Genomic DNA, 19,703 nt, shown 5'->3' with positions numbered 1-19,703 from the left:
AATAATATAATGGTATATACACTCATTTTTTTTGATTAAAAAATATTTATAACCACCTTATGGTCATCAGTTTAAAAACAGTACCATAAAAAACAACCAAAAAGACAAATTTATTTAAATTAGATAAAACATAATATATTATATTACTAGATAATTGATTTATTTATTATCATAAAAATATATGGAGTTATTATGCATGGAAATAGAAAAAGAAGCAGAAAATATATTAAACAAGTTTTCAAAAGTATTAGATGAAATTCCAGATTTAGAAGAAACACAATACATAGTTGATAACTTAAACAGAACAAGAGAGGATGTAAACGAGCAATCACATCCTGATAAAATACTTAGAAATGCACATGTAGATAAAAACAACAGCGTTGTAGCTGAAAAAGGGAAATGGACAAAATGAGATTAAAACTATTAATAGAATTACCAGATACTCCTGGTCAATTGCTCAATATCCTCAAACCATTATCATCACTGGGTGCTAACGTATCAACAATCATCCATGAACATGATAACGCCACCGCTGATGGTAAAATACCAGTACATTTCACATTAGACGGTAGTCGTGAAGTACTGAAAAAAGGATTAGACATAATAAGGGATGAAAGTAACATAGACATTGTAGAAATTGATGGTGTATTGCAGAAGGAAACACAGACATTCCTACTGTTAGGTGATATTACAACAGGGGACATCATGGATACAATTCACAGTATTGATGATATCAAGGACGTTAAAATTGTAAGTGTTGACTTAAACATTGGAAATGATTTGCAAGAATCAGTATGTAAACTGGTAGTAGAGACAAGAAATCATAGAAAACTGGAAACATTACGTTACATACAAGAAATTTCTGATAAAAACAACCTAATATTAATAAAAGAAATCTAGAGGAGTAAATATGACTGTAAATAAAATGAGATTATGTCTTCTTGGATTTGGAGCAGTAGGTCAAGGACTTGCAAAAGTATTAATCATGAAACATGATGAACTTATTGACAAATATAACTTGGACTTATCTATAACTGCAATCTCAGATAGATCTGGTGCAGCAATTAATGCAGATGGACTTGACTTACAACTGGCACTGGATACAAAAGAAGATACCGGAAAAATAAAGGATTACCCAGAATATGGTGTAGAAGGCGTTGATGGAATAGAAGTACTTGATAAGGCAGAATATGACTGTCTTGTAGAGGCAACACCAACAAACATCGAGGACGGAGAACCTACCCAATCACACATTCTAAAGGCCATGAACGATAAGAAAGATGTGGTAACATCAAATAAGGGACCATTGGCATTAAACTTCAAAACATTAATAGAAACAGCACGTGAAAATAAGGTCAAATTCCGGTTTGAAGCATCCGTTGGTGGAACAATGCCTGTTATCAACCTTGCACGTGAATCACTTGCAGGAAATAATATCCATGAAGTACAAGGTATATTAAACGGTACAACAAATTATATCCTATCACGTATGGCCAATGAACAAACAGACTATGAACCAACACTCAAGGAAGCACAAGAGTTAGGTATAGCCGAGACAAATCCATACCAGGATGTAGAAGGATTAGATGCGGCCTGTAAAATAGTTATCATAGCAAACTCACTTATGGGCTGGGACGTGACACTTAAAGACGTTAACCGTCAGGGAATATCCAACATTACTTCAAATGCGGTACAGCTTGCTAAGAAGGACGGTTACCTGATAAAATTAGTGGCAGAAGCAGTGGACGGTAAACTAACCGTAGCACCAATGCTTGTTAAGAAAACTTCCCCATTTGCAGTAAACGGAACATTAAATGTAATAACTCTTAAGACTGATTTATCCGAGGACGTAACCGTTGTAGGTATTGGAGCAGGTTCAATAGAAACGGCATCCGCAATTCTCAGTGACATAATCAGTATAGGTAAGAATAATACTAACTAAGTAGTATATTCTGCTTCTAATTCTTTTTTTACCCCAAAAAAACTTTTTAAATAATAACAATCTATTTCTAATAAAAACAATTCAAGGTGATATAATGGATAATGAAAAATACCTCGCTCCCCCATGGATTAAATATCCATATGCTCCTGCAGAGTCAGATTTCTGGAAGGACGGCAGTGGTGCGGAATATCTTATAAAATACAATAAGTACGTTAAGGAAAATGGTGACATTGAAGATGTATTTCCAAGAGCCATAACCTTCACCGAGGAGATTGAAGCATCAGATAGCTTGAGCGAAAACTTCAAGAAATATCTAAAAAGCGACAAAAGACCATACTTTATCAAGTTATGGTCAGCTGATGCAAAATCAAAATATAATCCGGAATACGTCAAAGGAAAATACTCCATAATGTATGACATCATATTTACCGAAGAAAAGCACATACCTATAGGAAAGACACATTACCACAGCTTTAATGAGATAGTCTCACTAGTCAAGGAGTCCATAAAGGATATGAATCTAAATGCCGATGAAACCGAGCAGTTATGGGATGAAATGAAGTATACGGTATACTTGAATGCATTATACTATAAACTGGCTAATGATATAAACTTCATCAATGAAATGATTAAGATGGATGGAAAAATAATAGCCTGCTACAGTGATAACCTGGAGTACGGATTACAGGAAAAAAGTGACGGCAGCCTGGTTGGAAATAACCTTATGGGTATAGCCACGATGGAGCTTAGGGATCATCTGATTGATGTATACAAAAACTACTCAAAAGTTGACTGGACAATCTCCGGTAAGCCCAACAGCGTGAAAAGATGCACATGTTCAGTGCACACACACTAATACAAAAATTTAAGTAAGCCTAAATTTTTTAGAAACAATTAAAAGATAAGAAAATCATAATATAATATAACAAATAAATAAAATACAAATAGTGATAACAATGAAATACGTAATAGTAATAGCCGATGGAATGGCAGATGAACCAGTAGATGAAATAGACGGACAAACTCCAGTAATGGTGGCAAAAACACCAAATATGGACTTCATAGCAAAAAATGGATATACAGGTTATGCAAAAAATGTACCTGATGGAATGACTCCCGGTTCAGATGTTGCAAACACATCCATCATGGGATTTGACCCATCAATGCTAAAGGGAAGAGGACCACTCGAAGCACCAAGTGTAGGAGTAGACCTCAAAGAAGGAGAAGTAGCATTCAGACTAAACTTCATAAACGTAAAGGATGGAAAAATCAACAACTCCAACGCTCAACACATAACCACACCTGAAGCAGAAGAACTAATCAAAGCATTAAACGATCAATTCGGAGATATTGGAAAGTTCTATGCAGGAGTAAGCTACAGAAACCTATTTGTAATAGATGACCTGGAAACAGAAGATTTACAGAATACACCACCACATGATGTTGTAGGTGGAGACGTAGAGGAATACCTCCTAAAAGGAAACCCGGAAAAGGCAGACAAGCTCAACCAATTAATGTACGACTCACAAAAGGTACTTGAAAATCACCCAGTAAACCAGAAACGTGTAGCTGAAGGAAAACTACCTGCCAATATGATATGGCTATGGGGTCAGGGAGCAAAACCAGTAATAGGTAACTTCCCGGAAAAATATGATATGACGGGTGCAACCATAACCGGTGTAGACCTACTAAAAGGAATAAGTAACTACATAGACCTCGACGTAATAGAAGTGCCAGGAGCAACAGCATACTTTGACACCAACTACCAGAACAAGGTAGACTATGCACTGGAATCTTTAAAGACACATGACGTACAGTTTATTCACGTAGAAGCACCGGATGAAGCAGGACACGAAGGAAACCTACCCGAAAAGATAAGGGCAATAGAAAACATAGACAGTATCATCCTACAGACATTATTCGATAAGCTACCGGAAATAGATGAAGAATACACAATCGCAGTACTTCCTGATCATCCAACACCGGTAAACATAAAGACACATACCATGACACCGGTACCGTTTGCAATCTACTCAACCAGCATCAAGGAACCTGATGACACCCAATCATACACCGAAGACATGTCACAGGGTAAATACGGCACCATCACCGGCCATACCCTTCTATGTGAAATGATTAAAATCAGCAAAGAGTAAACACTTAACCACCCCACCTTTTAATCTTCTTTTAAGCAAGTTCTAATTATACTAATATATTAATGTACTGATTTAAAGGATTATCAACATATAATTAATGAAAATGAGTACTTTAAGATATGTACTTGTAGAGGCTTATGCTAAGCATTAAAATTTTATGTAGAATATAATAATTTTAATCCTCTAGAACGGGATATTGAAAAAATTAAAAGAAACTAAAAAAATTATGGAAAAAATTCCAATTGAAACTTTCTTCTTATATTTTGATTTGTAATTATTAGAATGATACTTTCCTCACTTCATCAAATCTTTTTTTAAATTCTTTATCTTTTTTTGTAAGGGGTTTATTCGTATCGTTTAAAAATTTAGTTGCATCTTTACCGTATAATGTTGGAGTATTACCAATAGGTTTTGCCATTTGAATTTCTCCTTAAGTATTTATTCAATAATTTATTATGTATAACATATTATGATTTTATTTTATTATTCTTCTAATTATTTTATTATTAACTATGTTAGTTTATATTATTCATGGTATTTCTAGTATATAATTAATATTATTATTTAAATAAATATAAAATACACAATCGCATATTTTAAAACATGTAACCAACAATCAAACACTATAACATTCATAGTGGATGGTGATATGGAAGTTAATATGACAAGTTATAATCAATTAGTACGGGCAATAGAAAACGCCACAAACTACGGATTTACCAGTTATAAATTAACTTACTGCCTGGTGATTATAATGCAACAACAAGCATGACCTTAGAAGAATCAGATCTCAAAAATATTATCATAAACGGTAACAACAATACGCTTGATGGACGGGCACATATCAATTCATGAAGATACCTGAAAACATTACTTTAACATTAAATAATATCACATTAATAAAATTCTATGCTGAAAATGGAGGAGCAATTTATAGTAGAGGAACGTTAATAATCAACAATTCCATACTAAATAATAATAGTGCCAAAAAGTGGAGGAGCAATAGAAAACCGTGATAAATTCAAATAATCCTTCATAGTTTTTAGGATTAAAATTCTCCCGGTATTGGGTAATTAATTTCACAGTCAACATAGATGAGTAACTCATCAATATATCTGATTTCTTCAAGCAACTTATATCTGTTCAAGTGGCAGATTAAGGAATAGTATTTTGTTGTGTTGAAATGGTAGGTGTCCATGTTATGGGTTGAAATTAATTCGTTTTCTTCAATCATTATTTTACCAACTAATTTTGAAATTTCAACATCCAATTCTTCCCATTAGTCTGTAACTATCAGTCAGTCTATGTCTAATAGTTCAGTGTCTTCACTACGTGCAACTAAATTCAAACAAGATAATGGTTTTTATTTTATCGGATACTATGTTTTTAGCAATTTTTGGGCAATTACAATTCGTTTATTCACGGTTTCAGTTTAATATGATTTGTATCTATTGAATTCTTTATATACTTATTTGTAAAGTGATTACTAAAATAATATTTCTATTTCATCTACTAATAAAGTTAATGAAAATGAGTAAAAATAGTTCGATAAAAAAAGTTAAAAGAAATGGAAGATTGTGATACTTCCATCCTATTTATTGAGGTTTTGTTTAATTATTTGACTGGTGTTTTAACATTTTACAACAGTCATAGTAGTGTCACTTTCTATTTTGTCATATCGGGAATCGGTAAATACTGCTTTAACAGTGTAGGTATTAACCTTAAGATTGCCAATGTTGTAATTAACTGATACTTCACCGTTGGAGTCTAGTTTAGCGTAAATCACCTTACCGTTAGCATCTTTCAATGTTTTACCGTTGATTTTGAAAATTATTTTTCCCGTTGTGATTGGTGTGTCACTGACTGTTACTTTTGCATTGAGTGTTATTGTTGAGCCTGTGGTTACTGGTTCTTCGAATGGTGTTATGGTGAGTGTTGGTGTTGCATCAGTTATTGTACTGTTAAGTGTAGTTCATGAGTCTACCGTTGTATCCTTTTTTAGGTTGTTACTCGTGGTTTTTTCTATGTTTTTTGTCTGATTTGTCTCCGTTTTTTGTTTTATATTTTCTACTGTATCTGTATCACCTGGTGATACTGTTGGTTTTTCCTGTACTGCTTTTTCCACCATTGCATGTGTATCGCTGGAGGGTGTATCTGCATCGGTGAATACCTCACTTGCCGTTGCTACTCCTACCAGCAGTACCATTATTGTAGTAAAAAGCAGTAATTTTTTTAGTTTGCCTTTCCTCTTTTTATACTTCCATTTTTATTATTGAATATTGTTGAACAAAATTTTTTTGTTCTTGTATATATATTATGGTATTAATTTTATTATTAATTTTTCTTGGAAAACTAATTGATAATCTTATGGCGGTATTAAAATTATTTACTGTCATTTTATTTGGGGTGATTGTCGGATAACATGTCCTATCGATGAACTTGGTAAATGAATCTGAATATCTTAAAAAGTAGTGTATTCTCATCAAAAAAAGTAAAATTAAGGGGAGGGTTTATTTATGTTCCACGTTTTATTAATCGTTTCACATATTCCTTTGACCAGATGAATGTAATGATGGTGGCTATTGCCTGGCCTACTACAATACCGTACCATACTCCGTGTTCGCCCATGGCCATTGGTATGGCGAATATGTATGAGCATATGATACTGAATATCACGGTTCTTTGTACTGTCTGGAACATTGCAGTCAATCCCTTGCCCACACCCTGGAAGAGGAATGTGGATGGTGCACCAAATGCCATGAACAGGTAGTAGAATGTCATCACCCTTAAGAATCCCACCATTGAATCTGCAAGGTGTGCACTGTTTGTGCTGTATGAAAAGAGCATCACTATCTGTGGTGCAAAGACATATATCAGTACTCCGGTAAGTACCGCTATAAGAAATGCCAGCTTCATGCTGTAATGATGTGCCAGCTTAATGTTTTCAAACTGCTTTGCCCCGAAATTTGCTCCTACGATGGATACCAGTGCGGTGGATATTCCTATTATCGGCATGGTACCCAGACTTACCACTCTCCAGCCTGTAGTGTAGACTGCCACTGCATCGGTTGATGCGACGGTTGTAAGTATTGTGGATAGAACCGCCGTGAGTATTGCCGTCATTAACAATTCAAGGCTTGCAGGTATTCCAACTTTTAGTATGTCGAATGTTATCTCACGGCTGAATTGATAGTTTGCTATTGTAGGTTTGACGTAGGTATCCTCTTTGATGTAGAACCAGTATGCTATTATTATTATGACCAGCCCTGATGATATGAGTGTGGCTAGGGCTGCTCCTTTTACGCCGAGATTCAGTACGTATATGAATATTGGATCTATTATGATGTTTAATACGCCGCTTATTGCCATTGCATGCATGGTACGGTTTACGTCACCTTCTGCTCTTAGGATTCCATACATTGCATTTGGAAGTACGAAGAATATCGTTCCGCCGAACATCAGGTAGCCGTAGTCCAATGCGTAGCTTGTCGTTGTTCCGGCTCCCATCATGGCCAGTATGGGCTTTAATATCAATAGCAGTGCCACGGTAACAAGAAGTGATATTATAATAGTAATTATAATTACATGTAATCCACCGTTATCTGCCTTTTCTTTCTTCTGTTGTCCGATATACTTTGCAATGGATGAGGTTGCACCTGCTCCAAGTCCGTTTCCCAGTCCTACCAGTATCAGAAACAGTGGCGTTACAAATCCTACCCCTGCCAGTGCATCAGAGCCCAGTCCCGCTACCCAGGCTGCATCCGCGAGGTTATATATGCTCACCAAGAGCATTGATATTATAAGTGGTACGCTCATTTTACGTACCGCTATACGTGGATCTCCGAGTATTGTCTTTACTCCCTCTGTCTTATGTTCTGTTATAACTCATCAACTCCCAATAGAATAATTATTCATTTTTATCAGATATACTTATTTTAGGTCTTTTTTGAATATAAATTTTGGGTATTGTTCATTTTTTTTATCCACTTTTAATTATGGACGATTGAATTATATCAATTGGATTTATGCTCATTGATAATTATATCAATAATGCTAAACTTATATAATATATAGTATTACATATTTCATAAGTGTGTGTGGGGGGTTTATTTTTTATGAAGTGGAAGAGTAAAAAATTAGACGTGTTGAATATAGGTGATATAACAAGCCTTAACAATGACATATTATCTGACAGGACAAATCATTACCTGAAGTTGCTTCTTTTTAACCTGAGGGTGATGTTTCGTCATAACAGTCAAAGCCTGGATGACTTGGCGGATTTCTATGAATACATTGAGGATGTGCTCTCGGCCAAGATTATCGTTGATGATGAGGAGCTTAAGATATTAATATACAGGATAACCGATTTGATTGTTAACATCGACGAGTATGATGTTGTCGCAGATACCGTTATAACAGAGTGTGTATCATATTTATTGTCCTCGTTATACCTGGAGTTGGAGACATATAGGCTGGTGGACTTGTACAATAGGGATGATGAATATCATGACTATCTTGCCGTGCAGATTAAAAATCAGGTGGTGGAATTTGACATATTGGTTGACATTCTAAAAATAAGTGATGATAAAGAGGTAAAGGGAAGGGTTCTGGAGATATTGGAAAATAATTATCCCCTTGAATATGCCAGATACAAGGCAAGATGCCAATACCTGGACTACTGACTATCAAGTCATAGTTTAGGGCAACTTCTAGTAGTCAAGTCCCTGCAGTGTCGGATATATCTTTATTCTTTGGATTTTCTTTACGTCAACGTCATTGATGATAAGACGCAGTGTGTCAAATCCAAGGTAAACTCTGGTGTTTATCTTGGTGGCCTCTGTTGCTATGATGTGATTGTTCTTGTCATAGCATGTGGCGGTTATCATTATGGTGGTGTATTTGTCCGGATGCTTGATGTAGATTTCACCTACCACTTCTATTTTTCTGTCGGACTTAAAGAGTATGCTTGTATTGTCTATTTTTATTCCTATTTTTCTTTCGATATCGGTCATGTTTTCTATGAATATTTGATTGGTAATGCTTGGTGACACGTCATGTGATGCTTTCTTATAGTCATATGAAAACTCTGTGGTATCCTCTTGGTCCTCTTCTATTATCTCCGGTAGCAGTATTATCATGGCAGTCTTGTGGATGTTCGGTGTTATGGATATACTGAAGTCCACGTGTTCATCGTGGTTGTTGTTTTCAAGCATTATCTCCTTTCTGTCAAGCTTGTTTTGAAGCACGTCATAGCATATGACCGAGAGCTTATAGTCCTCATGTATATCGTTCTGGTTGAAGTGTGCCCTGCCTGTTATCTCTATCGGATTTTTTATGGATGTTACGTTTACATCTATATCGCTGAATCTTATTCCTATCGAGTTTTCAAGCGTCTTGTTTCTTTTGATCTTTCGTTTCAAGTCATCCTGAAGGTCTATCAGGTGCTGTTTTTTTGGTGGCTGTTGTTCTTGGGTGCCGGTGAGTTCTTCTATTATCTCCTCTTCAAGTGTATCCGGATTATTCACTTCCAAATCATGAAAGCTTGAATCGCCCGGGTTTATGAAGCTTTCATCGATGTAGTCGTCATTGATGTATCTGTTCTTTTCATGGTATGAGTTTTTCTCTATGGCCTGTGTAAATGGATTGTCATCTATGTCCATGTACTCTGATGCTTCATTGTTGGAGTTTGACAGTTCATCAATTATATCCTCTGTGAAGTCGTTATGTCTTCTTTTTATTTTTCGTCGTGGATGATTGTACTGGATGTCATCATGATCTACTGCTATGTACAGGAATTCTCCACAGTAGACACAACGTTCCGCATAGTTATTATTCTCTTGTCCACATTTTTCACATCTTTGCATAATTTGTCCTTCCCCTAATGTAATCTTATTTGGTGCTTTTTAAAAAAATTTTTCTAATCAATATCTTTATTGGATTGTCTATATTAAAATATGTTTTAAATTTTTTTCTTTTATATCAGTGCATGTCTATGAAGTTTGTTGTTTACTGCAATATTGATATATTCGCTTAGATCATTAAAGCTGTCTGTCCAGTCAAAATATGATGCGTAACCTGTGTACAGGTTATTCAACAGTTTTGTCGGAGTGGTTTTTGGGGTGCATACGTCCTTCTTGTAGTCATCATTTGTCGGAAGGCACAATCCCAGTATTGCATCATGGTGTGTCAGTCCGAACTCCAACTCCCAGTCCACGTTTACGCTGCGATAGGTATCGGTACCTACAAGTACTATGAATATGTTTTCCTCATTGTTGTTCGTGTTTAATTGGTCCATGTATGAGTTGAAATTGTTTTTGATATAATATTCCTGGGGTGATGATTTTATCTTGTAGTTTTCACCTATCATGTCATTTAAGAGATTTTTAAAGTATTCGTCTATATGAAAATAGCTTATATATATGTTAACATCTTTTGATATCATTTTTTTTGCCCTGTATTCGTTTTTGGTAGATATTATTCCTCTTCATCTTCATCCTCATTGTGGTAGATTAACCTGTATTCAAGTGTTAACACGTTATCTTTTTCTATGGGACTTATTTTGAATATATCTCCATGGTTTATTGAATATTCTTTTCTTATACTAGCCGGTAATGTTAAATCAATGGAATTGCTACCATATCTCTGTCTAGCTTTAACTGTATAATTTTTCATGATACTATCTATGTCTGTGTTAGTATATATATCTATGTACATATTATGTAAAAAATGCCATTATGGTAAAAAGCATAAAATAGGTTTAATGTATGTTATGTACATGAATTTTTTTAGAAAATGATAGAGATTATTGGCTTGCTTTCTAATTAAATGAGCGTTTTTGCATATCCGGCTGTATGTAACGTTTAACTTATGTCCTAAGCTGGTGTGTTTTATTGGATGTGATTTTATCGAGTCTGTATTGGCCGTTATCCCGTTGAAATATTTTGCCTGAAAACTCATATTAACATTAAATGCTATAAGAGTCATATAATATACTAATGAAAACAAGTGGGAGTGGAAATAGAAAATGTTATTCGTAGAATATCCAAGGTGTTCGACATGCCGCAAGGCCAAAAAGTGGTTGGATGAACATGAAATAGACTATGAGGACCGTGACATAGTCAAGGATAACCCTCAGTATGAGGAGCTTAAGGACTGGTATGAAAGAAGTGATTTAACCCTGAAAAGATTCTTCAACACCAGCGGAAAGATATATCGAGAAAAGAAGCTGAAGGATAAGTTACCCGATATGAGTGAGGATGAACAGCTTAAACTCTTATCAACCGATGGAATGCTTGTAAAAAGGCCCATCATCGTATGTGATGACTTTGTCCTTACAGGCTTTAAGGAAGCTGAATGGGCAGAAAAACTGTTATAATTCTATTTTTTACCATTTCTTTTTTGTAATTATTTTTTTTGTGTATTTTGGATATTTTTTTTTATTTTGTATTGTATGGATTTTGTCTCTATTTTTTCTTGGTTTATATTTTAAATTGAATATCTTTATATATGATGAATTTAATAATTATATATAAAGTAAGGCATACCTAAAATTATAGGAGGTTTATGTTCATGAGTGAAAAACTAACACAAGCAATCGTGGCAATCATCACCGTAGTATTCCTCATAATAGTTTTCTACGGAATGATAACAATAATGATGTAAAAATAAAAGTTAACTAAAACAAGTTTAACAAAAAAAATTATAATTTAAAAGAATCTATCAAGGGAATAATTAGGATCAATTTCAACTTTAACAATCCTATTATTTACTTCCTTAAACGGAACCCTAAACATAAGCATGAACTTTTTTTGAACAATCTTACGGTTAATAAACCTGATTTTATCCACATAAAAACCGTACTTGACAATATCATAGTCAAGTGAGTTTCTCTTAATGTCAACAATCTTATTGAACTCCTCAACGTTACCGCATTCCTCAATAGGATTATACCTGCCATGAACGGTATCAATCTGTGCAAAGACCTCATCATATTCAATAACGTCAATGTCCATGATGATGGTCCAGTCCCCGTAGTAATATGTGCACTGCGTGAATGATTCAAAGTATTTGTCGATAGGCTCACGTCTTGAATCAATAAGCTCCGGATCCAATCTATCAATCTCTTCAATAGTAAATTCAAAATCCTTAAATTTAAACTGATACTCATGCTCATGTTCAAATCCGAATACAATCTGGATAATGTTATGCATTTGCTTAAATGTAATGCCATAAGGTATTTTAAGTTTTCTGCTTGTAACCGGATGTGAATCATTTATAGTCAAAACTACTTCAAAGCCTACCATTTCTATCTCCTATTATATAGGTTTTATTCTAATACTTAATAACTTTTATGTAATATCTGAAATTATAAAATACTTATAGTTAAATAATTAAAATATTACTTAGGAAGTATTATCATGAAAATATGTTTATTCGGCTCTGGAAGCAATGAAGTTGACGAAAAATACTTGAAGTTGGGCTATGAATTGGGGCAAATGATAGCCGATAACAATCATTGTCTGGTATTCGGCGGTGGAAATGATGGAATGATGGGAAGCGTCGCCCGTGGAGTTGCAGACAATGACGGATTCATACAGGCCATCATACCCGACTGGATGACCAGATTTGAACGCTTATTTAATGAATGTGATAATATAATATACACCAGGTCCATGGATGAACGCAAAAAGAAATTTATCAAAAAGTCGGACGCATTCATAATAACGGCCGGTGGAATAGGAACTCTTGATGAAGTCTTTGAAGTGATAACATTAAAGAAGCTTCGATGTCACAATAAGCCCATCATAATATTGAATGCATATAACTTCTATGACCCGCTTCTGTCGATGATTGACGATATGATAAAGGAAAATACCATACCCGAGAATAACCGGGACCTATTTTACGTAGTTGATACTGTAGATGAGGTATTCGAGTATCTTGACGGATATGACTTTGAAAACGATGATGTATATGACATATAGTATAATCATCATGTGAAGCGTTCATATGCATCTGTAATTTAGTGATTAACTTAAATGATTTTTGTGACGGTGATTTAATTGGCCGAAGGAATAAAGGAAACGCAGCATACCAGAATAGAGGTTGATGAGGACAATAAGTCGGAAATAGAGATGCTATACTCATTCGGTGTTGTCATCTTTGAACATGTAATATTATCCAATGAAAACATGGAAGTGAGCATCTGTTATTTTGCACCAAGTGATGTATATGATATAGTGGAAATTGATAAGAAAAACAAGGCACTTTTAAAATATGAAACATGCAAGCAGTTAAACAAAAAGTATTCCGCTTACTTCAATATGATTAATGGTCAAAGTGTCATTGATGATGATAATCAGAAACTGATATGCGGAAGTCATAGCGTGGAATACACATTATAGATTAATATGCAAAAGAATTTAAACAAGACCAATCAAATAAAAATAAGGGACGGTGTTTTTAGAAAAATGAATATAAAAGTATCATTATTTGACTCTACAACGGAGGACTTATGTATAGTAATAGACCAGCTCAGGGCAACCACAACAATAACCCTGGCACTGGACAACTTCAACGAGGTAATACCAGTAAACGATATAGATAAGGCACTATCACTCAAGGATGAAAACACGCTGCTTGCCGGAGAACTGGACCTTAAAACAATAGATGGATTTGACCTGACAAACTCACCACATCAAATACAACAGAACACTGCCGATACCCTTGTACTGTTAACCACAAACGGAACACGGGTACTGGAAAACGTAAAGAAAAAATCAGAGGACACAAGGGTACTGGTAGGATCCATGATAAACGCACATTCAGTTGCAAAAAAGGCATTGGAAATGGCCAATGATGAAATAGAAATAATAATGGCAGGAAGAAGGACAAACTTCAACATCGAGGATGCACTAGCGGCGGGTATAATAACACAAGAGCTAATAAACTTAGCAGAAAAAATGAAACTGGATGTACATCCCGATGAATCTGCACAGGCTGCAAGCATCTTATCCGAAGATCACAAAAGAAGCCAACAACTGATATATGACTCATGGGGAGGATGCAAGCTAAGAAAACTAGGACTAGAAGAGGACGTAAAGCTCTGCATGAAAATAAACCACTCAGAAAACGTGGGAATATATGAAGACGCTAAGATACGTCTATCAAAGTAGATAATCATATTAAGAGTAAATGAGAAGGGGGAAAAATATTATTATGAAGGAAAAGATATCCATACTGCTGGTTATAGCATTGATATTAACCTCAACCGTGAGTGCTACAAACGTATTTCTCACATCAGACAGCATATCCAATACAGATAATGACCTGGATATGCTCAAGTCCATAAAAAACTATGTTGAAGAATTGTCCGGCGGACAGATAACCGTCACCATAGACTCACAGGCACCAAGTCCCGGAGAGGGAACACGGCTGATAGAGTCAAACTATGACGTGGGAGTAAACGTTGCAAATCCCTGTGCAGGAAACCTGCTGATACTGGCAAAATATGCAGTCAACACAGACAAGCAAATAATATACGTAAACACCGGAGACTTTGACTTAAACAATAGTGACGGATATATAAGAAGAGCATGGGATGATGACTACTCATCAAACGTATTTGCGGGAATAAACAATCCCGGCAAGTACCTGCAGGATGCCGGAATAGAATATATCCAGCCGCTGCAGGAGTATCCGGATGCTGCATACAAGGGAACATACTCACAGTCAAGAGATGAGGTAAACAAGTACATAGCCCAACAGATAGTAGACAAGATAAACAACAACAATGACAACAGGGCATATGATGATGGCCTTGTGCTGACACATAAGCTTGACGTGTCACAGATGGCAAAGGCAAGCAAAGAGTTGTATGAAAGTGAGGATTCATCATATGATGATACATACAACGGCTACACGGCAAGCCAGGTATTATACCTAACGGCAAGTTATCTTAACGGCAACGGACTTGAAAGTCCCTCCGGCTATGAAGCACCTTCCACTCCATGGACTTACTCATTCTTTGCAAAGGATGCATATACAATATCCGATTACATGAAGATGGGCGGTATCGTAAAGCAGTACATGGATGAAAACAACAAGGCCCCGGATTACATAGAATACAATGGGGCATACATAGCCTACCCGGACCTTGTACGTACATTTGCCAAGATTACAGAAAACCATACGGATTCAAGCAGCATGAACTTCTATGGAAGCTATTACCTGGAAAAGGTTAATCATTCATTCATAATAGACATGCTGCCGATAGCAGCATTAATACTTGTGTTTATAGTGGCATTGGCCATACTTCGCAGACTGCTCCGATTCAGACGCAGAAGATAATCATCAATCCCCTTCCAATATCCTTTTTTAGTGTTTTCACATCTTTTATCATGCTCAAGCCAATAAATACTTTTTAATATATCAACTTATATAAATTATATTGTTTAAACAAGTATGGAGGAAGAATTCATGGATGCAATGAGTATAATAAAAGATTCACTTAGATACACAATTTCGGATATTGTACAGTTATTTGTTCTGTCGGTACCTGCAATAATCATAATTCTACTGTCGGTTTCATCAATCATCTATTTTGATTTGGATTTTCTTGTAGTTTTATCTCCATTATATTTCATACTGGGAATCTTTCTGGCATTATTTTATTCCGGATTAATGCTGAATGTCATCAGGCATACCGTTAACTTGAATGACGTATTGCCGGAGATTAACCTTAAGTTGTTTTTGCTTGACGGACTAAAGTATATCATAGTTGAATTTGTACTTGTGGGAATAACAGGTGGCATAATATATTTCCTCTCGGAATATGTCAAGCTGCATACTGACTTTGCATTGGTAATATTCATATTCATCATAATCTTTGCTATAATAAGCATATACCTGAGTGTACTTAATGTGGTTGCCAGCGGTAAATTGGCACAGACAAATAGCCTTGCCGACGCGTTAAGCTTTGGTCAGCTCAGGGAAGTGGCAGATAGGATAGGTAAGCTGAAGATATACGTGACACTGCTTCTAGCGGGAATACTGACGTCAATACTCATGTCATTTTTCAGCTTCTTGATGGGCATACCAATATTTGGCGTTATAATATTTGCGTTTATCATGACGCTATCTGTTGTATTCAATGGACGTGTGGTTGGATTATTGTACAATGAGCGTAACCTGAAGGAAAATAGTGTTTCTGTAGAACAATCAGATAGTGTTTCCAGTACTGACTTTGACTATAATAAATATTCACGGGATGATATCAAAGAAGGTCCCGTTTCACAGGATTCATTCGAGGAGTACCTTGAAAGCTCAGAACAGGAGGACTTGACACAGACAAGTCTTACCAGGTGTTCCAAGTGCGGCCATTCAAATCCGGACTTTGTTGACTTATGCCTGAACTGTGGAGAGAAACTCTAACTCCACCTATCTCTTTTTTTATAATTTATTTTAGTTGGACTTTTTCCCCCATGGACATACCTTTACACATAACCCGCATAGTCTTGGCCTGTTCATCTTTTCCAGCTTGTCAAAGTATTCGCTGCATTTGTATGCATCATATCGTACGCTTCTTGGATCTTCCGGTCTGAATTCAACGTCATTAAGTGCGTGTGACGGACATTTTTCAACGCATAATCTGCAATTGTTACACTGTGATTTCACCGGATTATTTTCTGTTTTCAAATCATAATCCGTTAGCAGTGTGGCCCATCTTAGTCTTGGACCGTACTCTGGTGTTATAAGCAGACAACTTTTTCCAATCCAGCCCAGTCCCGCAAGGTTTGCTATCATCTTATGTGATAGTTCACCGTATAGCTTTCCATCGGGTATGATGTATGATGCATTGACGCTTTTTGCTGAGTAACCCTCATTTTTAATCAGATTTTCAAGTTCTGAGGTTATTTGATTGAGTTTATTGTTTATCCTGTTGTAGCTATCCTGATAATCCAGTTCACCCTGTGGTGATTCGAGGTTGTCTATTATATTGTCTGGTATTTTTATGCCCACTACTATTGCATGGGAGTATCCTTTAAGTTCATCTATCATGTAATCCTGATAGTCTTCTATTGATGCATAGCCATGTAGTGTGGTCATGTTTATACATATGTTGTCTATCTTGTCTTTAAGTGTCATTTTAATCAAACCGGATTATCTTTTTGTTAATGTTTTTTTGGCGAGGATGTGGTTTTTTATAGTTATATTATTGTTTTTTCTCTTTTTTTATTTTATGTTTTTTGTATGTTTAATATGTTTTTTAATCCTTTTATTTTGACCTTTTTTAATCCATTTTTGATAACTTTTTTGATTATCTTTATATAGTAGTAAGTGCATAATAATTATTATACCTATGGGGGTATAGGTATAAAGTTTAAGTTTAAAGAAAAAAAACCCAAAAATTAAGTTTAAAAATTAAATCCTATATATTAAAAAAGCAATTGGTAATGCCAAGATTAAAAAATCACATAAACAAACTCCATATAAATCATAAATCGCCTATGATTTAAAATAAATCGTTTGATAAAAACATCAGATACACATAGCAAAAATCAAATCACTCTAAAAATACATAAATATGTGTAGGGAATATGGGATGTCAAAAACAATAGATTATCCCATATAACATTATCAAATAATCCACAATCTAAAGATGACAAAAACATCTTACATTAACCTATTTTTTCTAAAAATAATTTCAAACAGCACAAATAATTAAATATCCCCTAACCTAATAAACAAATTCAATATCTTACTTGTTCAAAATAAAACCAATAAAATCTAATTATGCTCATCAACAACCCCTTTTAAAAAGAGTAATCCTTCAAAAAAAAAATATAAAGGAATCTATTTATAACACAAATTATAAACTATTTCATATAAAAGAATAAAAAACTTTATTTTTAAAATTTGGGGGGTAAAAATATTAAAATATATAAATCAGCTCTATTAATTGTATTAATAATGCTATTTGTCACCGCAGCATATGCAAGTGACAATCACACTACAACAGCCAATACAATTACACACGAAACTGACACAAGCGTTTCCACGCAAAATCAAGCCGAAACTCATACACAGGAAATAAACGACAATAAACAGATATCAACAGATATCCAAAGCCGAATCGACGACAAGTCAACGGGAAACATCAACAAAGAAAAGACCACAAACAAAAAAGAAAACATTGATGAAACAGAATATACAGGCGACTGCTGTACAACGATAATGCAGATATCCGAAAATGAGGCAGTAATCTCATTCAGAAGAGATTCAACAGGCTCAACGGCCGACATATATGTCGTCAACAATACCTCATTCATCAAGCAATACAAAACAACAGGAAGCTATTTCTTCCACGTACTTGTAAGCAATGACGGATGGATGGTGGGAACCGGAGGAGCAGACAATTCAAACATAAACAGACTCATAGAATCAAGGGCACTTTCAATGATACAATCAAAATCAATCACAAACAGTGACCTTAACTACATCGGAAACCTACACAGACAACTAGGTATAGGACACTTCATCATAAAATCACCCGATGGAAGATACGGATCTGAAGTATACCGTAACGGAGCAATGATAAATACAGGCACATTAAACTACGGTGATTACATAGTATGTCCAAACAGCAAAACATACTACCGCAAAGGAAATTGTGCAAACGATCTAAAAACATCCACCCCAGTATATCTCTCCCGACTGATAACACTAAAGGATCCATATGGAATAAACAGAAGAAACATAATGACATATCACTTCAAACGCAATGAAACCACATCAACAATAGACTTCTATGCAGGAAACGACAACGGAGCATATGTCGGAAGAAGCACGGCATATCTAAGAGACAACATAGTAACCTCAAACAGACGAATAGCCGCCAGTCAACTGCCGACAAGCGTAAACGGAATGTTCATACAAAAATACACATATATCCTGAACGCTTCATACAAGCCTAAGGTCGACTTTGTCATAACAACCAGCGACAGCATTACAAAGATGGGAAACAACATAACCTTTACTGCAAACCTTAAGATAGATGACAGAAAAATAAACACAGGATATGTCATATTTAAACTAAACGGCATAACCGTTAAGGATAAAAATAACCAGACCGTAAAGGCATACCTAAAAGACGGAACGGCATCAATCAATTTTACTATGCCAGATGGATGGTCAGCAAAGGCAGTCAAGTTAACTTCAGTCTACAGCAAAAGCAACTATGGACGTATAGAAAACAAGACATACTTCAACCTTACAAGACCAGACACTCACATACAATTGGTAAACCGTACATTCAACACAAGAACAATACGCATAACAGGAGTACTTCTTGATGAACACAACCATAACGTCCTGGGCGAAAACATCTTCGCCATCAAGGTATCAGGTTTAACGTTAAAAACAAACAACTCCGAAGCAATGCTCTTTAAGGTAATAAACGGTACAATAGACATTACCGTGACATTACCAAGCTACTATAAAAGCGGCAATCACACGGTTGTCCTCTCAACGGGTACAAGAGGTGCCTACAACGGTTGCAGGGGAAACTGTACAATAACATTGCAACTGTAAATCAAAAAAAAAAG

Annotated in this window: 26 protein-coding genes; 15 read left to right on the top strand and 11 right to left on the bottom strand. The window is 35.4% G+C overall.

The window, feature by feature from the left end; genetic code table 11:
• Positions 1-196: 196 nt before the first annotated feature.
• The 5 genes from gatC (at position 197) to AW729_RS03655 (ending at position 4,098) form a co-directional block, all read left to right on the top strand.
• Positions 197-412, top strand: coding sequence for an Asp-tRNA(Asn) amidotransferase subunit GatC (gene gatC, locus AW729_RS03675; protein WP_112123832.1), 216 nt, complete (start codon positions 197-199; stop codon positions 410-412).
• A complete protein-coding gene (locus AW729_RS03670; RefSeq protein ID WP_112123831.1) occupies positions 409-900 on the top strand; it encodes a hypothetical protein in 492 nt (163 codons plus the stop codon). Before gatC ends, AW729_RS03670 begins: the two co-directional genes overlap by 4 nt.
• A gap of 10 nt (positions 901-910) precedes the next feature.
• On the top strand, positions 911-1,942 hold the full coding sequence (locus AW729_RS03665) for a homoserine dehydrogenase (protein WP_112123830.1): 1,032 nt from the start codon (positions 911-913) through the stop codon (positions 1,940-1,942).
• 94 nt (positions 1,943-2,036) lie between these two features.
• A complete protein-coding gene (locus tag AW729_RS03660) occupies positions 2,037-2,798 on the top strand; it encodes a hypothetical protein (RefSeq protein ID WP_112123829.1) in 762 nt (253 codons plus the stop codon).
• Positions 2,799-2,898: 100 nt separating this feature from the next.
• Positions 2,899-4,098 (top strand): cofactor-independent phosphoglycerate mutase, encoded by a 1,200-nt coding sequence (locus AW729_RS03655; RefSeq protein WP_112123828.1) that lies wholly within the window; start codon positions 2,899-2,901, stop codon positions 4,096-4,098.
• A 277-nt stretch (positions 4,099-4,375) separates the two neighbouring features.
• On the opposite strand, the gene AW729_RS11400 is transcribed toward AW729_RS03655, so the two are convergent.
• The gene (locus AW729_RS11400; RefSeq protein WP_204355194.1) at positions 4,376-4,516 is read right to left on the bottom strand and encodes a hypothetical protein; all 141 of its coding nucleotides are present in this window, start codon (positions 4,514-4,516) and stop codon (positions 4,376-4,378) included.
• A 231-nt stretch (positions 4,517-4,747) separates the two neighbouring features.
• Between AW729_RS11400 and AW729_RS11660 the strand changes: the two genes are divergently transcribed.
• Together AW729_RS11660 and AW729_RS11200 are read left to right on the top strand one after the other, a co-directional pair.
• Entirely contained in the window at positions 4,748-4,870 is a 123-nt protein-coding gene (locus AW729_RS11660; protein ID WP_257791414.1) for a hypothetical protein, read from the top strand.
• Positions 4,871-4,949: 79 nt separating this feature from the next.
• Positions 4,950-5,114, top strand: a complete 165-nt coding sequence (locus tag AW729_RS11200; RefSeq protein ID WP_162685774.1) for a hypothetical protein — start codon at positions 4,950-4,952, stop codon at positions 5,112-5,114.
• A gap of 32 nt (positions 5,115-5,146) precedes the next feature.
• Here the strand turns inward: AW729_RS11200 and AW729_RS03650 are convergent, their stop codons facing one another.
• The 4 genes from AW729_RS03650 to AW729_RS03635 form a co-directional block, all read right to left on the bottom strand.
• A complete protein-coding gene (locus tag AW729_RS03650) occupies positions 5,147-5,332 on the bottom strand; it encodes a hypothetical protein (protein WP_162685773.1) in 186 nt (61 codons plus the stop codon).
• A gap of 396 nt (positions 5,333-5,728) precedes the next feature.
• Positions 5,729-6,025, bottom strand: a complete 297-nt coding sequence (locus tag AW729_RS03645; RefSeq protein ID WP_257791420.1) for an Ig-like domain-containing protein — start codon at positions 6,023-6,025, stop codon at positions 5,729-5,731.
• 45 nt (positions 6,026-6,070) lie between these two features.
• The gene (locus tag AW729_RS03640) at positions 6,071-6,304 is read right to left on the bottom strand and encodes a hypothetical protein (RefSeq protein ID WP_112123825.1); all 234 of its coding nucleotides are present in this window, start codon (positions 6,302-6,304) and stop codon (positions 6,071-6,073) included.
• 308 nt (positions 6,305-6,612) lie between these two features.
• Positions 6,613-7,914 carry an MATE family efflux transporter gene (locus tag AW729_RS03635; protein ID WP_112123824.1) on the bottom strand — a complete coding sequence of 434 codons (1,302 nt, stop codon included), beginning with the start codon at positions 7,912-7,914 and terminating at the stop codon, positions 6,613-6,615.
• 299 nt (positions 7,915-8,213) lie between these two features.
• On the opposite strand from AW729_RS03635, the gene AW729_RS03630 reads away from it, so the two are divergent.
• Positions 8,214-8,780, top strand: coding sequence for a hypothetical protein (locus tag AW729_RS03630; RefSeq protein ID WP_112123823.1), 567 nt, complete (start codon positions 8,214-8,216; stop codon positions 8,778-8,780).
• A 27-nt stretch (positions 8,781-8,807) separates the two neighbouring features.
• On the opposite strand, the gene AW729_RS03625 is transcribed toward AW729_RS03630, so the two are convergent.
• The 4 genes from AW729_RS03625 to AW729_RS11195 form a co-directional block, all read right to left on the bottom strand.
• Positions 8,808-9,962 (bottom strand): hypothetical protein, encoded by a 1,155-nt coding sequence (locus tag AW729_RS03625; RefSeq protein ID WP_112123822.1) that lies wholly within the window; start codon positions 9,960-9,962, stop codon positions 8,808-8,810.
• Positions 9,963-10,072: 110 nt separating this feature from the next.
• Entirely contained in the window at positions 10,073-10,540 is a 468-nt protein-coding gene (locus AW729_RS03620; protein WP_112123821.1) for a TIR domain-containing protein, read from the bottom strand.
• Between the two features lie 32 nt (positions 10,541-10,572).
• Positions 10,573-10,770: a hypothetical protein gene (locus AW729_RS03615; protein WP_162685772.1), complete on the bottom strand. Its 198-nt coding sequence runs from the start codon at positions 10,768-10,770 to the stop codon at positions 10,573-10,575.
• A 60-nt stretch (positions 10,771-10,830) separates the two neighbouring features.
• Positions 10,831-11,082 carry a hypothetical protein gene (locus AW729_RS11195; RefSeq protein ID WP_162685771.1) on the bottom strand — a complete coding sequence of 84 codons (252 nt, stop codon included), beginning with the start codon at positions 11,080-11,082 and terminating at the stop codon, positions 10,831-10,833.
• A gap of 40 nt (positions 11,083-11,122) precedes the next feature.
• On the opposite strand from AW729_RS11195, the gene AW729_RS03610 reads away from it, so the two are divergent.
• On the top strand, positions 11,123-11,473 hold the full coding sequence (locus AW729_RS03610; RefSeq protein ID WP_112123819.1) for an arsenate reductase family protein: 351 nt from the start codon (positions 11,123-11,125) through the stop codon (positions 11,471-11,473).
• Between the two features lie 331 nt (positions 11,474-11,804).
• Here the strand turns inward: AW729_RS03610 and AW729_RS03605 are convergent, their stop codons facing one another.
• Positions 11,805-12,401 (bottom strand): hypothetical protein, encoded by a 597-nt coding sequence (locus AW729_RS03605; protein ID WP_112123818.1) that lies wholly within the window; start codon positions 12,399-12,401, stop codon positions 11,805-11,807.
• 114 nt (positions 12,402-12,515) lie between these two features.
• Between AW729_RS03605 and AW729_RS03600 the strand changes: the two genes are divergently transcribed.
• From AW729_RS03600 to AW729_RS03580, 5 genes are all read left to right on the top strand, one after another.
• Entirely contained in the window at positions 12,516-13,082 is a 567-nt protein-coding gene (locus AW729_RS03600) for a TIGR00730 family Rossman fold protein (protein ID WP_112123817.1), read from the top strand.
• Positions 13,083-13,160: 78 nt separating this feature from the next.
• The gene (locus AW729_RS03595) at positions 13,161-13,502 is read left to right on the top strand and encodes a hypothetical protein (protein WP_112123816.1); all 342 of its coding nucleotides are present in this window, start codon (positions 13,161-13,163) and stop codon (positions 13,500-13,502) included.
• A 66-nt stretch (positions 13,503-13,568) separates the two neighbouring features.
• Complete coding sequence (comB, locus tag AW729_RS03590) at positions 13,569-14,273, top strand: 2-phosphosulfolactate phosphatase (RefSeq protein WP_112123815.1); 705 nt, start codon at positions 13,569-13,571, stop codon at positions 14,271-14,273.
• Between the two features lie 43 nt (positions 14,274-14,316).
• Entirely contained in the window at positions 14,317-15,447 is a 1,131-nt protein-coding gene (locus AW729_RS03585; protein ID WP_112123814.1) for an adhesin, read from the top strand.
• A 129-nt stretch (positions 15,448-15,576) separates the two neighbouring features.
• Complete coding sequence (locus AW729_RS03580) at positions 15,577-16,530, top strand: DUF4013 domain-containing protein (protein WP_162685770.1); 954 nt, start codon at positions 15,577-15,579, stop codon at positions 16,528-16,530.
• Between the two features lie 30 nt (positions 16,531-16,560).
• Here the strand turns inward: AW729_RS03580 and AW729_RS03575 are convergent, their stop codons facing one another.
• Complete coding sequence (locus AW729_RS03575) at positions 16,561-17,244, bottom strand: 4Fe-4S double cluster binding domain-containing protein (RefSeq protein ID WP_112123812.1); 684 nt, start codon at positions 17,242-17,244, stop codon at positions 16,561-16,563.
• 825 nt (positions 17,245-18,069) lie between these two features.
• On the opposite strand from AW729_RS03575, the gene AW729_RS03570 reads away from it, so the two are divergent.
• Complete coding sequence (locus AW729_RS03570) at positions 18,070-19,689, top strand: hypothetical protein (protein ID WP_112123811.1); 1,620 nt, start codon at positions 18,070-18,072, stop codon at positions 19,687-19,689.
• The last annotated feature ends 14 nt before the right edge of the window (positions 19,690-19,703 follow it).

The organism is Methanosphaera sp. BMS (genome assembly GCF_003268005.1).
Classification (GTDB): Archaea; Methanobacteriota; Methanobacteria; order Methanobacteriales; family Methanobacteriaceae; genus Methanosphaera.
The sequence above is the reverse complement of the archived record's forward strand: the minus strand, read 5'-3'. Positions and strand labels throughout refer to the sequence as shown.

Bases quoted from the DNA above. Each gene is read 5' to 3' on its own strand.
- AW729_RS03665 (WP_112123830.1), top strand. From the start codon at position 911: ATGACTGTAAATAAAATGAGATTATGTCTTCTTGGATTTGGAGCAGTA.
- AW729_RS03585 (WP_112123814.1), top strand. From the start codon at position 14,317: ATGAAGGAAAAGATATCCATACTGCTGGTTATAGCATTGATATTAACC.
- AW729_RS03620 (WP_112123821.1), bottom strand. From the start codon at position 10,540: ATGATATCAAAAGATGTTAACATATATATAAGCTATTTTCATATAGAC.
- AW729_RS03600 (WP_112123817.1), top strand. From the start codon at position 12,516: ATGAAAATATGTTTATTCGGCTCTGGAAGCAATGAAGTTGACGAAAAA.
- AW729_RS03570 (WP_112123811.1), top strand. From the start codon at position 18,070: ATGCTATTTGTCACCGCAGCATATGCAAGTGACAATCACACTACAACA.
- comB (WP_112123815.1), top strand. From the start codon at position 13,569: ATGAATATAAAAGTATCATTATTTGACTCTACAACGGAGGACTTATGT.
- AW729_RS03610 (WP_112123819.1), top strand. From the start codon at position 11,123: ATGTTATTCGTAGAATATCCAAGGTGTTCGACATGCCGCAAGGCCAAA.
- AW729_RS03605 (WP_112123818.1), bottom strand. From the start codon at position 12,401: ATGGTAGGCTTTGAAGTAGTTTTGACTATAAATGATTCACATCCGGTT.
- AW729_RS11400 (WP_204355194.1), bottom strand. From the start codon at position 4,516: ATGGCAAAACCTATTGGTAATACTCCAACATTATACGGTAAAGATGCA.
- AW729_RS03660 (WP_112123829.1), top strand. From the start codon at position 2,037: ATGGATAATGAAAAATACCTCGCTCCCCCATGGATTAAATATCCATAT.
- AW729_RS11660 (WP_257791414.1), top strand. From the start codon at position 4,748: ATGGAAGTTAATATGACAAGTTATAATCAATTAGTACGGGCAATAGAA.
- AW729_RS03580 (WP_162685770.1), top strand. From the start codon at position 15,577: ATGGATGCAATGAGTATAATAAAAGATTCACTTAGATACACAATTTCG.
- AW729_RS03615 (WP_162685772.1), bottom strand. From the start codon at position 10,770: ATGAAAAATTATACAGTTAAAGCTAGACAGAGATATGGTAGCAATTCC.
- AW729_RS03630 (WP_112123823.1), top strand. From the start codon at position 8,214: ATGAAGTGGAAGAGTAAAAAATTAGACGTGTTGAATATAGGTGATATA.
- AW729_RS03575 (WP_112123812.1), bottom strand. From the start codon at position 17,244: ATGACACTTAAAGACAAGATAGACAACATATGTATAAACATGACCACA.
- AW729_RS03650 (WP_162685773.1), bottom strand. From the start codon at position 5,332: ATGATTGAAGAAAACGAATTAATTTCAACCCATAACATGGACACCTAC.
- AW729_RS03640 (WP_112123825.1), bottom strand. From the start codon at position 6,304: ATGGTACTGCTGGTAGGAGTAGCAACGGCAAGTGAGGTATTCACCGAT.
- AW729_RS03635 (WP_112123824.1), bottom strand. From the start codon at position 7,914: ATGAGCGTACCACTTATAATATCAATGCTCTTGGTGAGCATATATAAC.
- AW729_RS03655 (WP_112123828.1), top strand. From the start codon at position 2,899: ATGAAATACGTAATAGTAATAGCCGATGGAATGGCAGATGAACCAGTA.
- AW729_RS03670 (WP_112123831.1), top strand. From the start codon at position 409: ATGAGATTAAAACTATTAATAGAATTACCAGATACTCCTGGTCAATTG.
- gatC (WP_112123832.1), top strand. From the start codon at position 197: ATGGAAATAGAAAAAGAAGCAGAAAATATATTAAACAAGTTTTCAAAA.
- AW729_RS03625 (WP_112123822.1), bottom strand. From the start codon at position 9,962: ATGCAAAGATGTGAAAAATGTGGACAAGAGAATAATAACTATGCGGAA.
- AW729_RS11195 (WP_162685771.1), bottom strand. From the start codon at position 11,082: ATGACTCTTATAGCATTTAATGTTAATATGAGTTTTCAGGCAAAATAT.
- AW729_RS11200 (WP_162685774.1), top strand. From the start codon at position 4,950: ATGAAGATACCTGAAAACATTACTTTAACATTAAATAATATCACATTA.